14 protein-coding genes are annotated in these 13,889 nt (G+C 66.4%); 7 read left to right on the top strand and 7 right to left on the bottom strand.

The genetic code is table 11. The annotated features are described in order from the left end of the window. Positions 1-141 precede the first annotated feature (141 nt). Both QZ149_RS08945 and QZ149_RS08940 read right to left on the bottom strand, forming a co-directional pair. Entirely contained in the window at positions 142-1,041 is a 900-nt protein-coding gene (locus QZ149_RS08945) for an inorganic polyphosphate/ATP-NAD kinase (protein WP_009649118.1), read from the bottom strand. Between the two features lie 2 nt (positions 1,042-1,043). Continuing rightward, positions 1,044-2,054 carry an SPFH domain-containing protein gene (locus QZ149_RS08940; protein WP_291451073.1) on the bottom strand — a complete coding sequence of 337 codons (1,011 nt, stop codon included), beginning with the start codon at positions 2,052-2,054 and terminating at the stop codon, positions 1,044-1,046. Positions 2,055-2,158: 104 nt separating this feature from the next. Here QZ149_RS08940 and QZ149_RS08935 point away from each other — a divergent pair, with 104 nt between their 5' ends. The 7 genes from QZ149_RS08935 (at position 2,159) to QZ149_RS08905 (ending at position 9,685) form a co-directional block, all read left to right on the top strand. Beyond that, positions 2,159-2,914: an NUDIX domain-containing protein gene (locus tag QZ149_RS08935; protein ID WP_291451072.1), complete on the top strand. Its 756-nt coding sequence runs from the start codon at positions 2,159-2,161 to the stop codon at positions 2,912-2,914. A 21-nt stretch (positions 2,915-2,935) separates the two neighbouring features. Next, a complete protein-coding gene (locus tag QZ149_RS08930; protein ID WP_291451070.1) occupies positions 2,936-5,017 on the top strand; it encodes an NAD(+) synthase in 2,082 nt (693 codons plus the stop codon). A 228-nt stretch (positions 5,018-5,245) separates the two neighbouring features. Beyond that, positions 5,246-6,250, top strand: coding sequence for an ABC transporter substrate-binding protein (locus tag QZ149_RS08925; RefSeq protein WP_291451069.1), 1,005 nt, complete (start codon positions 5,246-5,248; stop codon positions 6,248-6,250). Positions 6,251-6,363: 113 nt separating this feature from the next. Next, a complete protein-coding gene (locus QZ149_RS08920; protein WP_291451067.1) occupies positions 6,364-7,344 on the top strand; it encodes an iron chelate uptake ABC transporter family permease subunit in 981 nt (326 codons plus the stop codon). Continuing rightward, positions 7,341-8,420, top strand: coding sequence for an iron chelate uptake ABC transporter family permease subunit (locus tag QZ149_RS08915; protein WP_291451065.1), 1,080 nt, complete (start codon positions 7,341-7,343; stop codon positions 8,418-8,420). The genes QZ149_RS08920 and QZ149_RS08915 overlap by 4 nt, the downstream gene beginning before the upstream one ends. After that, on the top strand, positions 8,417-9,172 hold the full coding sequence (locus tag QZ149_RS08910) for an ATP-binding cassette domain-containing protein (protein WP_291451063.1): 756 nt from the start codon (positions 8,417-8,419) through the stop codon (positions 9,170-9,172). The genes QZ149_RS08915 and QZ149_RS08910 overlap by 4 nt, the downstream gene beginning before the upstream one ends. Before the next feature lie 156 nt (positions 9,173-9,328). Next, the gene (locus QZ149_RS08905; protein ID WP_291451075.1) at positions 9,329-9,685 is read left to right on the top strand and encodes a permease; all 357 of its coding nucleotides are present in this window, start codon (positions 9,329-9,331) and stop codon (positions 9,683-9,685) included. A 115-nt stretch (positions 9,686-9,800) separates the two neighbouring features. Here the strand turns inward: QZ149_RS08905 and QZ149_RS08900 are convergent, their stop codons facing one another. The 5 genes from QZ149_RS08900 to QZ149_RS08880 form a co-directional block, all read right to left on the bottom strand. Then, positions 9,801-10,172, bottom strand: coding sequence for a cupin domain-containing protein (locus tag QZ149_RS08900; protein ID WP_009648650.1), 372 nt, complete (start codon positions 10,170-10,172; stop codon positions 9,801-9,803). Then, the gene (locus tag QZ149_RS08895; RefSeq protein ID WP_291451062.1) at positions 10,169-10,990 is read right to left on the bottom strand and encodes a class I SAM-dependent methyltransferase; all 822 of its coding nucleotides are present in this window, start codon (positions 10,988-10,990) and stop codon (positions 10,169-10,171) included. Before QZ149_RS08895 ends, QZ149_RS08900 begins: the two co-directional genes overlap by 4 nt. A gap of 82 nt (positions 10,991-11,072) precedes the next feature. Beyond that, complete coding sequence (locus QZ149_RS08890; protein ID WP_291451060.1) at positions 11,073-12,746, bottom strand: phospho-sugar mutase; 1,674 nt, start codon at positions 12,744-12,746, stop codon at positions 11,073-11,075. A gap of 3 nt (positions 12,747-12,749) precedes the next feature. After that, on the bottom strand, positions 12,750-13,403 hold the full coding sequence (gene deoC, locus QZ149_RS08885; RefSeq protein WP_291451058.1) for a deoxyribose-phosphate aldolase: 654 nt from the start codon (positions 13,401-13,403) through the stop codon (positions 12,750-12,752). A gap of 20 nt (positions 13,404-13,423) precedes the next feature. Beyond that, positions 13,424-13,889, bottom strand: a 466-nt coding sequence (locus QZ149_RS08880) for a purine-nucleoside phosphorylase (protein ID WP_291451056.1), incomplete at its 5' end; no start/stop codon positions are given.

The following is a 13,889-nucleotide window of genomic DNA, read 5'->3' as shown; positions in this document are numbered from 1 at the left end:
GTGCACACGCGGATAGGTTGTGCGCATATGAATAGGTGATGCACATGCGGATAGGACAATAAGCTATCCGCATGCTCGTAACCTATCCGCGTGCTCGTAACCTATCCAGACGCTGACGAAGTCGAACCCGCAGGATTACCCCTACCCCAGGCCCGCGGGGTCCACGAGGGAGAGCGCTCGCGGGGCGCGCGAGACGCGCACGCTTTGGCCCCACGTAAGGGTGAGCCGATCAGATTCCATGCCGTCGCCGAAGAGGACGAGGGATTCGGAGCCGACGACGAGGCTCAGCTCTTCATCCTCGTCCAGGATGCCTTCGGTGTGCTCGATGCCGGTATAGGGGGAGGGCCAGGCCTCGCGCACAAACCATGCGAGTGAGGGCGAGGTCGGGGCGGGCATCTCCCCCATCGCACGCCCACGCTTGAGGGAGGCCCCCCATCCGGTTGCGCCGGTCCCGGTGGAGACGACGACGCCCGATGAGGATTGGCGTTCGACGCTGGACCCAAGGGAGAGTTCGTAGCGGGCGCTCTGGTGGCTCGGGTGCCCGATGAACACCTCGTTGAGGGCGGTCAGGGAGCGCGAGTCGTCGGCTGCCGCACGCACCATCGTCAGGTGATCGACGCGCAGGTCCGCGCCTGATTCGAGGCGGCGCAGCGCCCCTACGCCTTGGTCGGGCGTGCAGCGCACGAGGACACCCGCGTTGGACTGGGGTACCGAGTTGATGCCGACCACGACCTGGTCGCCAGCGTATTTGGCAACGTTGGCGACCAGGCCGTCGGGTCCGACGACGACGATGACGTCCTCGGGGGCGAAGAGGAAGCGCGAGAGGGAGTCGCGTTCGACGTCGGCGCTCGCCCACCCGTCCGGGATGCCTGCGCGCACACGGGCCAGGGCTGCCAGGTGGGACTCGTGCGCTCGTTCGACGGCTTCGAGGCTGCGCCCGCGTGACCGCAGGACGAATTCGACCTGGCCGCGGGTGGAGTAGCGGTCCATGAGTTCGTCATACTCGGTGGGGCGTCGGACGATGACGGCGCGTCGTCGCATGGCTACTTGCCTGCCTTCTTGGAGCCGGTGAATGCTGAGACGAGATCACTGAGCACGTCGGCGGTGATGGTGATGTCGCCGAAGGACGGCATGTTCTTGGCCAGTTCCTTGAGGGCGACGGCGCGCGCCACCTCTGGTCCGGCCTCGCCGAGGGCCCTGACGTAGGACGCATCGGTCGCAGTCCGCGCGGCACCAGCGGTCTTCCAGTCCGCCTCGTAGGCTTTGGCTTTTTCGACGATGCGTCGAGCTTCCGCCTCGACGGCGATCGCGTCGGCAGCGGCTTTCTCCTCAGCTTCACGCCTGGCATTGTGTCCTTCCTGGTCAACCAGGTCGGCACGCTTGCGGGCCAGGTCGAGCTTGGACTGCATCTCGTTTTCGGAGATCTGGGATTCGCGTTCGACGGCGAGGGCGCGGCGTTCGTAGAGGGCGCGATCAGCCTCGGCCTGGAGCTGCTCGAGGAGCGGGGCTCGCAGCGAGGATTCGACGCCTTCGTCAGGGCGCAGGCTCATGAGGCGCACGTCGACGACGGCGACGCCGGTTGCGCGCAGCTGTTCGTCGGTGGCGAAGGCCTGGGCGAGCACGCTGCCGACCCGTTCGAGGGAGCCAGAGATGGCGTCAGACAGAGGCATCGCGCCGATGGACGAGGCCAGGGCCGAGTGAGCGATTCGGGTGACGGTTTCGTCGATCTGCCACAGGCCTTGCGCGTCGTTGTTTGCATCGCGCGGGTACAGGTCGAAGTCGTAGTGCGAGGCGGCCGCCTCGGCGTCCTCGATGCGGTAGGTGATGGCGACCTGGGCGCTGACGTTTTGCTGGTCGGCGGACGGGACCTGTACGAGGAAGCTGTGGGCGCGGTTCGCGGTGGGCACTTCCGCAAGCGCGCAGCGCCCGGCTCGCAGCCAGAAGGACTGGCCGACTCCGGATCGGATGGTGCGTCCGGCGCGGATTTGGACGACGTGGTCGCCGGCTCCGCCCTGGTAGCGGATGAGGAAGGGGTGGTGGTGGAGGGTTCCCATGATGGCTCCTTAGTCGGGTGGTTTCCCACTTGTTTGTGTCACGATGACGATAATCCCACCTTGCATTTAATGTCAACTCGACACAAATAAGTTATGCTGGCACCATGACTGAGCCCCTCACCATCCCGATCGCGGTCGACATCGTCGCCCTGACCGTCATCGACCACATCCTCCACGCCCTCGTCGTGCGCCGAGGCATCGAACCCTTCAAGAATCACCTGGCCCTCCCCGGAGGATTCCTGCGCGACGGCGAACAAACCGAAGAGGCGGCAGCGCGCGAACTTGAGGAGGAAACAGGCCTCACTCCCCCGGGCCACCTCGAGCAGCTGCGCACCTACGGCCCCATCGGGAGAGACCCCCGCGGCCCCATTCTCTCCGTCGCCTATCTACTCCTGGCGCCTTCCTTCTCCCCCGCCCGCGCGGGAGGCGACGCCGCCGGAGCACTCTGGCACCCCGTCGACACCCTCCTCGCACCCGCTTCCCCCCTTGCCTTCGACCACGCGAGAATCCTGGCGGACGGCATCGAACGCGCACGCTCCAAGATCGAATACTCGCCCCTGGCTACCTCCTTCTGCGGCCCCGAGTTCACGATCACCCAGCTACGCACCACCTACGAGGCCATCTGGGGATCGGCCCTCGACCCTCGCAATTTCCACCGGAAAGCAACAAAAACAGCCTCCTTCATCGAGCCAACGGGAGGCACCGTCCGCGAGGGCGCAGGGCGCCCCGCAACCCTCTACCGCCTCGTCCCCAGCGTCGATGCAACAGCCTTCGTCCTCGACCCTCCCCTGCGCCGACCGCCCACCCCAACCCCGGCCTCGTCAATGAAGAGCGCAAGCGCGCGGAATACGCGAGAATAAGCCCCGTACCAAAGGAGAACCATGAACTTCCATTCCCTCTACGACCAGGGCTTCGCGCGCGTCGCCGCCGTGACCCTGCCCGTGCACCCCGCGCGCCCCTTCGAGAACGCGCGCGAGATCATTGACACCGCCCGCGAGCTTGACGCGCGCGGCGTCGCCGTCGGCGTCTACCCGGAGCTGTGCGTCTCCGGATACGCCATCGACGACCTCCTCCTGCAGGACGTCCTGCTCGATACCGTCGAGAAGGCCCTGGGATCCATCGTCGAGGCCAGCGCCGACCTACTCCCCCTCCTCATCGTCGGCGCGCCGCTGCGCAAGGACAACGCCCTGTACAACTGCGCGGTCGCCATCCACCGCGGGCGCGTGCTCGCGATCATTCCCAAGTCGCACCTGCCCAACTACCGCGAGTTCTACGAGAAGCGCTACTTCGTCACCATGCCCCCGCGCGCCTGCGAGCGCATCGAAGTCCCGTGGGGCGGCATCGAAGAATTCACCGGCGGCCCCGTGTGGGTCCCCTTCGGCCAGGTCCTCATCTCCGCCGACGACGTGCCCGGCCTGACCGTCGGCATCGAGATCTGCGAGGACATGTGGGTGCCCGTCACTCCCGCCACCGAACTGGCGCTCGCGGGCGCGACCGTCCTGGCGAACCTGTCGGCGTCCCCGATCACGGTCGGACGCGGCGCGGACCGCGAACTCATGGTGCGCTCGGTGTCCGCGCGCTGCTCGGCGGCCTACATCTACACGGCGGCCAGCATGGGCGAGTCCAGCACGGATCTGGCTTGGGACGGCGAGACCATGATTTACGAGGCCGGGGAACGCCTGGCAATCGGCGAGCGCTTCCAGGAGGGCGCGCACATCACGATCGCCGACGTGGACCTGGAGCGCCTGCGCACCGAGCGCAAGCGCCAGAATTCGTTCACGGACAATGCACAGCGCTACTTCGCGGGGGACGAGCGCTTGTCCCCCCAGGAGGTCGAGATCACGCTCGATCCGCCGCGCACCGACCTGGGCCTGGAGCGAGCGGTCAACCGCTTCCCCTTCGTCCCCAACGACCCCACACGCCTGGAGCAGGACTGCTACGAGGCCTACAACATTCAGGTCGCCGGCCTGGTCCAGCGCCTGCGCGCGATCGGCAACCCGAAGATCGTCATCGGAGTCTCGGGCGGCCTGGATTCGACGCACGCGCTGGTCGTGGCCTCCCGCGCGATGGACCTGCTGGGGCGACCGCGCACGGACATTCTGTGCTACACGCTGCCCGGTTTCGCCACGTCCGAGCGCACGAAGACGAACGCGACCCTGCTGTGCCAGTACCTGGGCACGTCCTTCCAGGAGATCGACATCCGCCCGGCGGCCACGCAGATGCTGGCCGACATCGGCCACCCCTACGGCGAGGGCGAGGCCACCTACGACGTCACCTTCGAGAACGTCCAGGCAGGCCTGCGCACCGACTACCTGTTCCGCCTGGCCAACCACCTGGGCGGCATCGTGCTGGGCACGGGCGACCTGTCCGAGCTGGCGCTGGGCTGGTGCACGTACGGCGTGGGCGACCAGATGAGCCACTACGCGGTCAACACGGGCGTGCCGAAGACACTCATGCAGCACCTGATCCGCTGGGTCGTCGCCTCCAAGCAATTCGACGACCATGTCGGCGAGGTTCTCCTGTCGATCCTCAACACGGAGATCTCCCCCGAGCTGGTTCCCGCCAAGCCGGGTGAGAAGATGCAGTCCACGCAGGACAAGATTGGCCCCTACAACCTGCAGGACTTCACGCTGTACCACGTGCTGCGTCGCGGCGCGCGCCCCTCGAAGATCGCATTCCTGGCGGAGAAGGCCTGGTCGGACGCTTCCGTGGGTTCCTGGCCGGTCGGCTTCCCCGAGGAGGACAAGGTCGCGTATTCGCTGGAGGAGATCGTCACGTGGGAGCGCCTGTTCCTCTGGCGTTTCTTCAGCCAGCAGTTCAAGCGCAGCGCCCTGCCCAACGGCCCAAAGGTCATGGCCGGCGGCTCCCTGTCTCCGCGCGGGGATTGGCGCATGCCCTCGGACGTGTCGGGCGCGGATTGGGTCGCCGAACTTGACGAGGCCGTCAAGGGTTTGGTCGACTAACCTGACATTCGCTCACGCCCGGTCGCAAGCTGCCGTGGGGCGACACTCACTCGAGTGTCGCCCCACGTGTTTCTTGTCAATATGCGCCAAGAACGACGTTGGACCGCAAGACTATGCCAGCATTCACACGCACAAAGCCCAAAATGTCGGTATGGTTACTTTTGGCAGTTAGGTAAGCCTAGCTTTTCCTATTTCAGTCCAATCGCAAATAACTATGACGGAGAAATAATGTCTCGCACGACCACGTCCCTGGCCGCTATCGCCGCCATCGCTGCACTCGGCCTCGCTGCCTGCTCCTCGGGTGCCACTTCCTCCTCGCAGTCCACCACATCCTCCGCGTCCGAGGCCACCCAGGCCTCGTCCGTGTCTATCGAGGCAAACGACGGCACGGTCGACATCAAGCTGCCCGTCACCCGCGCAGCATCCCTCGACAACCGCACCTTCGAGGTCCTCGCGCAGTGGAACGTGCCGCTCGTCGCTGCCCCCAAAAAGCTGATCCCCTCGACGATCACCGCCTACAACGGCGATGACATCGCCGACGTGGGCATGCACCGCGACCCCAACCTCGAGGCCTTGGTCGCCGCCGAACCCGACCTGATCATCTCCGGCCAGCGCTTCTCCAAGTACGACGCCCAGATCAAGGAACTGGCCCCCGACGTCCCGCTCATCAACCTGGAGCCGCGCGAGGGACAGCCTTTCGACCAGGAACTCATCCGCGAGGTCACGGACCTCGGCGAGATCTTCGGCAAGCAGGACGAAGCCAAGAAGCTGGTCGACGACTTCAACGCCTCGATCGAGCGCGCGAAGAAGGCCTACGACGGCTCCTCCACCGTCATGGCGGTTGACGTCTCCGGCGGCAACATCGGCTACGTGGCGCCCGGCAAGGGCCGCACCTGGGGACCGGTCTTCGACCTGCTCAGCCTCAAGCCCACCCTTGAGGTCGAAGGTTCGACCGACTCTCACACCGGTGACGACATCTCCGTCGAGGCCATCGCGCAGGCCAACCCCGCCTGGATCCTCGTGCTCGACCGCGACGCCGCGATCACCAAGGACGGCTCTAACACGCCGGCCGAGACCGTCATCAACGACAACGCTGCCCTGCAGAACGTGACTGCCCTCCAGAACAAGCAGGTCGTGTACGCGCCGAACGATACCTACACCAACGAGTCGATCATCACCTACACGGAGATCTTCAACTCCCTCGCGGACGCCTTCGAAGCAGCCAAGAAGTAACCCCCTGACACCCTTGCGGGTGCCGCCCCTCGGGCGGCACCCGCACCCCCATTCTCATGACGCATTCACCCACCACCGCGCCACCTTCCCCCCAGACACCCGCATCCTCCGCTATGACGCCCACACCCGCCACGACCTCGTCGAGGCGGCCCCTCGCACTCGCACTGGCCACGCTGGCCGTCCTCGCCCTGCTGGTTCTGTCCCTGTCCACCGGTGAGTACTCGATCCTCTCCCAGGACGACGGCTGGCGGATCTTCCTCGCCGTGCGCGTTCCCCGCACCATCGCCCTGATCCTCTCCGGTGCCGCCATGTCCATGAGCGGCCTCGTCATGCAGCTGGTCACCCAGAACCGCTTCGCCGAACCCTCCACGACGGGCACGACCGAATGGGCGGGGCTAGGCCTGCTCGTCATCATGATCGCGTGGCCGGGTGCCCCAATCCTGGTGCGCATGACCTGCGCGATCACCTTCGCGTTCGCGGGCACGATGGTGTTCTTCGCGCTGCTGCGCCGCGTCTCGCTGCGCTCCTCGCTGCTCGTACCAATCATGGGCACGATGCTCGGCGCGGTCGTCTCAGCGATCTCCACGTTCCTCGCGCTGGAGACCAACACCGTGCAGAGCGTGGCCGTGTGGTTCCAGGGGTCCTTCACCTCCGTCTACGAAGGCCAGTACGAGATCCTGTGGATCGTCATCATCGTCGTCGCAATCGTCTTCATCATGGCCGACCGCCTCACAGCCGTGTCGCTCGGCGAAGACATCGCCGTGTCCCTCGGCGTCAACTACCACCGCATGGTCCTCATCGCGACCGGCCTAGTCGCCGTCGCCACCGGCGTCGTCACCGTCGTCGTCGGCTCCCTGCCCTTCCTAGGCCTCATCGTGCCCAACCTCGTCTCCATGACGATGGGCGACAACCTGCGCACCAATCTGCCGTGGGTGTGCCTGGCGGGCATCGCCCTGGTGACAGTCACCGACCTGCTCGCCCGCACCATCATCTCCCCCTTCGAGATGCCCGTCTCCGTCATCCTGGGCGTCCTCGGAGCCTTCGTCTTCATCGCGCTCGTGCTGCGCCAGGCCAAGAAGGGAGCCACGCTGTGACCACCGCCTCTCTCCCCGCGACGAACGAGGCCGCCTCAGACTCCCCCGCCCAGGCCTCGTCCATCACGCGCCCGACACGCCGTACCGGTGCCTTCGTGTCCCCCGCCGCCAGGCGTCGCTGGTGGATCGTCTTCAGCGCCGTGTGCGCGGTCGCGCTCCTGTCCTGCATCGGGCTGCTCGTGTGGAAGAATCCCGCGCACTTCGGAACACCCGTTTTCTGGCGTCTCGCGCGTCGACGTGCCTTCGCGGTCCTGGCGATCGCCCTGGTGGCCGTGTGCCAGGGCATGGCCACGGTCGCCTTCCAGACGGTGGCGAACAACCGCATCATCACGCCCTCCATCCTGGGCTTCGAGTCCCTCTATCGGACGATCCACACCTCCACGATCTTCTTCCTGGGCGTGGCCGGACTCAACGCGTCGGCGACCGTCGGCAACTTCGTCGGCCAGTTGGGGCTCATGATCGCCCTGACGCTCGCGCTCTATTCATGGCTGCTCACCTCGCAGCGCGCCTCGATGCACGCGATGCTCCTCATCGGCGTCATGCTCGGCGCGGGCTTCGGTTCCATCTCGACCTTCATGCAGCGTCTCCTCACGCCTTCGGAGTTCGACGTGCTCACCGCTCGTCTCTTCGGGTCCATCGCGAACGCGCAGAAGGAGTACTTCCCGATCGCCGTCCCGCTCGTTGCGGTCGCCGCGCTCGCCCTCGTGCTCCTGACACGCAGGCTCTCCGTCCTTTCCCTCGGACGCGAGACAGCCACAAACCTGGGGCTCAACCACCGGCGCACGTCGGTCGTGGTCCTCGTCCTCGTATCGATCCTGATGGCCACGTCGACCGCGCTCGTGGGCCCCATGACATTCCTCGGATTTCTCGTCGCGACGCTGTCCTACCAGTTCTCCGACACCCACGACCACCGCTTCATCTTTGCGATGGCGGTGGCCCTCGGCATCGCGATTTTGTCCAGCGCTTACTTCGTCATGAACCACATCTTCAACACGCAGGGCGTCGTCTCCATCATCATCGAGTTCGTCGGCGGACTCGCGTTCATCGTCACTATTTTGCGAAAGGGCCGCCTGTGATTTCCATTGATTCCGTCGTCAAGCAGTATTCGCCGTCGGTGCGCATCGGCTCGATCTCCCTCGACATCCCGGCGGGCGGCATCACGGCGCTCGTGGGTCCCAACGGGGCGGGTAAGTCCACGCTCCTGACCATGATCGGGCGTCTCCTCGGCATCGACGAGGGCACCATCGAGGTCGGGGGCCTCAACGTCGCCACGACGAAGTCCTCCGAGTTGGCGCGCACCCTGTCGATCCTGCGCCAGGAGAACCACTTTATCTCGCGCCTGACCGTGCGCCAGCTCGTGGGATTCGGGCGCTTCCCCCATTCCAAGGGACGTTTGAACGCCAAGGATGAGGCGATCATAGACCGCTACATCGGCTTCCTCGACCTGGAGGACCTCCAGGCTCGTTACCTCGACCAGCTCTCGGGCGGCCAGCGCCAGCGCGCCTACGTCGCCATGGTGCTGGCCCAGGAGACGGACTACGTCCTGCTGGACGAACCTCTCAACAACCTGGATATCGCGCGCAGCGTCGAGATGATGACGATGCTGGAACGAGCTGCCCGCGAGTTTTCGCGCACCATCGTCATCGTCCTGCATGACATCAACTTTGCGGCGCGCTACGCCTCACAGATCTGCGCTCTCAAGGACGGGACGGTCGCTTTCATGGGCACGCCCGAGGAGATCATGCGCGACGAGATCCTCACCGACATCTTCGACACCCCCGTCACCGTCGTGCCGGGTCCCAACGGCCCGATTGCCTGCTACTTCTGAGCGTGCACGCGCGCTCGGCCACGGCTCGACTGTCACCGGTCACCCGACGCTCCCACGGCCTCGTCATTCACGAGGCCGTGGCCAGTTAGAATGATCGCGCGGCCCACGCTCATGCGTGAAACAGCCGTGAAACTTTCACTGTCCCTGGGGGTTCCCGTGCACGTCGGACTCATCGTCCTTTTTGTCCTCATCGCCCTGGCGCTTATCGCGGGCGGCCTCTACCTCTTCACCTCGGGCCTGACCGCGCGCGTCGGCGTATGCCATCCTCCCCTGGGGCTGCGCCTGGCTGGCATCACCCCCGGCTCGCAGGCCTGGGAGCGCGCCCACCGCGCCGCCTGGCCGATTCTCTTCGGCGGCGGGGTCCTGGGTACCGCCCACGGCATCGCGCTGGCTGCCACGACCCTCATGGACGCGCGACTCTCCGTCCCCATCGTGTTCGTCGTGTCTGGCATCATCGTCGAGGCGGGCCTGTGGCTAGTCGCGCGCGGTGCCGGCAAGGCGTCCCTGTCCTAGGACTTTCACTCGGTCGCTCACGCCGACGCACGCGATGTACCGCGCCCATGCGGCATGGAACCCCGGCCTCGTTGCTCTCAGACGAGGCCGGGGTTCCCAGTATGAGGGGCGAGATTCAGCCCTTGGGGCGCTCGCGGCGGTCCAGCATGTACAGGGCCAGCTTCGAGGGCTCGAGCGCGCGCACGGCGTGCGGCAGGCGCGTGCCGAAGTGGATGACGTCGCCGGGCTTCAGGACAACGGTGCGGCCGTCGGCCTCGATCTCGAGGGCACCCTCGAGCGTGTGGAGGATGACGGGCATCGCGGCCGTGTGCTCGCTGAGGATCTCGTCCTTATCGAAGCTGAAGAGGACCAGGCGGACACCCTCGGCGTGCATGACGGTGCGTGACACCGTGGCTTCCTCGTTGACCTGGATCATCGAGGCGATGTCCTGCAGGTCCGTCATGATGGGAGTGGGGACCTCGGTGTTGGATTCGGGCGAGAGGCTCAACTGTTCTCCTTGGGTTTGCGCGCGACGATGGCGACGCCGCACAAGTGTCGGTCGTATTTCTTGAACGTACGCGCCATCGTAGTGACGCGCTCGCGCAGATCTTTGTCGCGGGCAATGTTTCGCATAATGCGCAGAGCGCCGCGCACGCCTTCGTCGGCGATCATCCGGCCCGGTTTGAGCAGGGCCATGGGAGCCATGCGGGTCTCTTCGACGACGAGGCCAACGTCTTCGAGCGCACGCCTCCAGTCGGCAACCGTCAGGGGGCGTGCGTTGACGTTGATGGCGCGTGCGAGGGCCTTCCTGATCTCGGTGGCGGGTTCCTCCCCAATGGAGTCGGGGCGCATCCCCAGCTCGTGGATGACGTAGCGTCCACCGGGGCGCAGGATACGGGCGGCTTCACCCATGATGGCGCGCTTGGCCTTCTCCCCTTGCATGGAGAGCATGGCCTCGCCGACGACGACGTCCGCGCTTTCGTCCGGCAGGCCGGTCTGCGCGGCGTCCGCGTTCACGCAGCGCCCCACGCCCGAGGCGATGGCATTGACGCGCGCGCACGCGTCGGGGTCGCGCTCCACACCGGTATAGGAGGCGGGTCCGACCTCGATGATCGCCGAGGCCGTGACGCCCAGGCCGGGCGCGAATTCGACGACGTCCGCGCCGGGTAGGACGGCGCGTTTGAGAGCCCAGGTGCTCAGTGCCAGGCCACCGGGGCGCAGCACCGTTTTACCGGCGCGCGCGAGCACCCAGTGCCCGGGTGCCTTCTCGACGGGCCGGTCGGCACAAGGCAGGGCCTCCGCCGTGGATTTAATGTGAGTTGCCATATACGCAAGTATATCGTTATCTATTTACTCGCGCAGGGCTATACCCCTCTTAAATCCTCCGACGGAGGCCCTCTATCAGCGCTTACAGGCCGATAATCTGACCAAACTCGCGCTTGATCCGCTCGAGACGCTCGTACGCCTCATCCCACGGCACCGGCTCGCCCTCGGGGGCGGGCAGGATGACCTCGAGGTAGCACTTGAGCTTGGGTTCAGTGCCCGACGGACGCGCAATCACACGGTCCCCGGCCTTCGTCAGCACCAGCACGCCGTCCGTGGGCGGCAGGCCCTGGTAACCCTCCGACAGGTCAGAGACCTCGACGACCGGCGACCCCGCCAGCTCGCTGGGCGGCTGGGCGCGCAGGCGTGCCATACCAGTCGCGATCTGCTCAATCTCCTCGACGCGGAAGGTCAGCGGACCGGTCACGTGCAGGCCATGGGCGTGAGCCAGGCGATCCAGCTCGTCCCATGCGGTGCGCTCCTCGGTCTTGAGCGCGGCGAACAGCGACGCGGCGACGACGGAAGACGCAATACCGTCTTTATCGCGTGCGATGGCGGGGTTCGGGCAGAAACCAATGGCTTCCTCGTAGCCGAAAGCCAGCTCGGGCGCGCGAGCGATCCACTTGAAGCCCGTCAGCGTCGTGTGGTGGACCAACCCGTGCGCGTGAGCGATGCGGGCCAGCAGACGCGAGGAGACGATCGAGTTTGCCAGCGATCCCTGGATGCCACGCGAGGCCAGGAACTCACCCAGCAGGCAGCCGATCTGGTCGCCGCTCAGCGGACGCCATCCGGCCTCGGCGGCGGGGTCTGGAACCGCGAGCGCGCAGCGGTCCGCGTCGGGGTCGACTGCGATGATGAGGTCGGCGTCCTCGGCGCGGGCCTGCTCGATCGCCATGTCGAGGGCACCGGCTTCCTCGGGGTTCGGGAAGGGCACGGTCGGGAAGTCCGGGTCGGGTTCGGCCTGGGCGGCCACGAGCGACACGTGCGTGAAGCCAGCTTCCTCGAGCACGCGGGAGGTGAGCGGGGCACCCACGCCGTGCATGGCGGTCAGGACGATGCGCAGGTCTGCGCGCGCGGCGGCGTCACCGGAGGCCAGCTTGACGGCCTCAGCGACGTATTCGTCGCGCGGGTCCACGGCCTCGACCAGGTCGTCGTTCATGGGCACCTGGTCGGCGGGGGGCGTGGCCTCGATGGCCGCGGCGATCTCGGCATCGAAGGGCGGGACGATCTGGACGCCCTGCCCGTCGCCCGTGACGACGCTGCCGCCCAGGTAGACCTTGTAGCCATTGTCGGGTGCGGGGTTGTGCGAGGCCGTGACCATGACGCCCGCGTCCGCGCCGTAGTGGCGCACCGCGAAGGAGGTGAGCGGGGTCGGGTTGGCCTGGGGCAGCGCGAGGACGCGCACGCCTGCTGCCGAGGCGACACGGCAGGCAGCCGTGGCGAACTCGGAGGAGCCGTACCGGGCATCGCAGCCGACGACCAGGGTGGGGGTGCCGGTGGCGTGTCGCTTGACGACCTCGCACAGACCAGCGGTCGCGCGGATGACAACGGCCAGGTTCATGCGGGATTCGCCGGGACCCACGACGCCTCGCAGGCCCGCGGTGCCGAACTCGAGGGGGCCGTTCATGGCGGCTCCCACGCGCGCCAAGGCTTCGCCGTCGCCGCCGCGCGCGGCCTCGATATCAGCCTTCAGGGACGAGGCCGTGGCCGGATCCGGGTCGTGGTCCGCCCAGCGCTGGGCTTTGTCGAGCAGTTCCATTGTTCAGTCCTCCAGTCCTGCCAGGATGGCGTTGGTTGCGGAGACGCCCAGGCGGGAGGCTCCGGCATCGATCATGGCGAGCGCCGTTTCGGCGTCGCGAATGCCGCCCGAGGCCTTGACGCCCAGGGCGTCGCCGACGGTGGCGCGCATAAGCGTGACCGCGTGGGTCGAAGCACCACCGGCGGGGTGGAAGCCCGTCGAGGTCTTCACGAAGTCAGCACCAGCGGCCTTCGCAGCCATGCAGGCGGCGATGATCTCATTGTCGCTCAGGGCGGCCGATTCGATGATGACCTTGAGGACGCGCGGGGAGGGGACGACGCGGCGCACCGCCGCGATCTCCTCTCTCAGCTCGTGCAGTCGGGAGTCCTTGACCAGCTCGATGTTGATGACCATGTCGATCTCGTCAGCTCCGTCGGCGACGGCCTGAGCGGCCTCGAACGCCTTGACCTGCGGTTTGACAGCACCGGAGGGGAAGCCCACAACGCAAGCGACCTTCAGGCCCTCGGGCACGTCCAGGGGCAGCATCGAGGGAGAGACGCACACGGAGTACGTGCCTGCCGTGGCTCCTTCTTTGATGATGCGTTTCACGTCCGCCTTGGTGGCCTCGGGCTTGAGAATCGTGTGGTCGATCATCGCGGCCACGTCGCGCTTCTTCATAGGAGTCCTTTCGTCTCGTCTCAGAGCTTGGCCAGCGGCAGAGCCAGCTCCATCATGGCGGTGAAGGCAGTCTGACGCGCCTGTGCATCCGTAACCTCGCCCGTGACCAGGGAGTCGGAGACAGTGAAGATACCCAGGGCCTCGACGCCCGCGTGGGCGGCCGTCGCGTATAGACCCGCGGTCTCCATCTCGACGGCGAGGATGCCCATGCGCTGCCAGGCCTCGTTGAAGGTCGGGTTCGCGTTGTAGAAGACATCGGAGGACATGATGTTGCCGACGTGCACCGGGACAGAGGCTTCGCGGGCGCGGTGCACAACTTCTTCGATAAGGCGGAAAGACCCAATGGGTGCATACGTACCCGGCAGCTGGTACTGGTCCACGAACGCCGAGTTAGAGCATGCTGCCTGAGCAACGACGACATCGTACAGGTGCATGTCGGGCTGGAGCGCGCCACACGTGCCCACGCGCACGAGGCGCGTGCAGCCG

The sequence above is a fragment of the Actinomyces sp. ICM47 genome (genome assembly GCF_905369875.1).
Classification (GTDB): domain Bacteria; phylum Actinomycetota; class Actinomycetes; order Actinomycetales; family Actinomycetaceae; genus Pauljensenia.
This window is presented reverse-complemented; position numbering and strand designations above follow the sequence as displayed.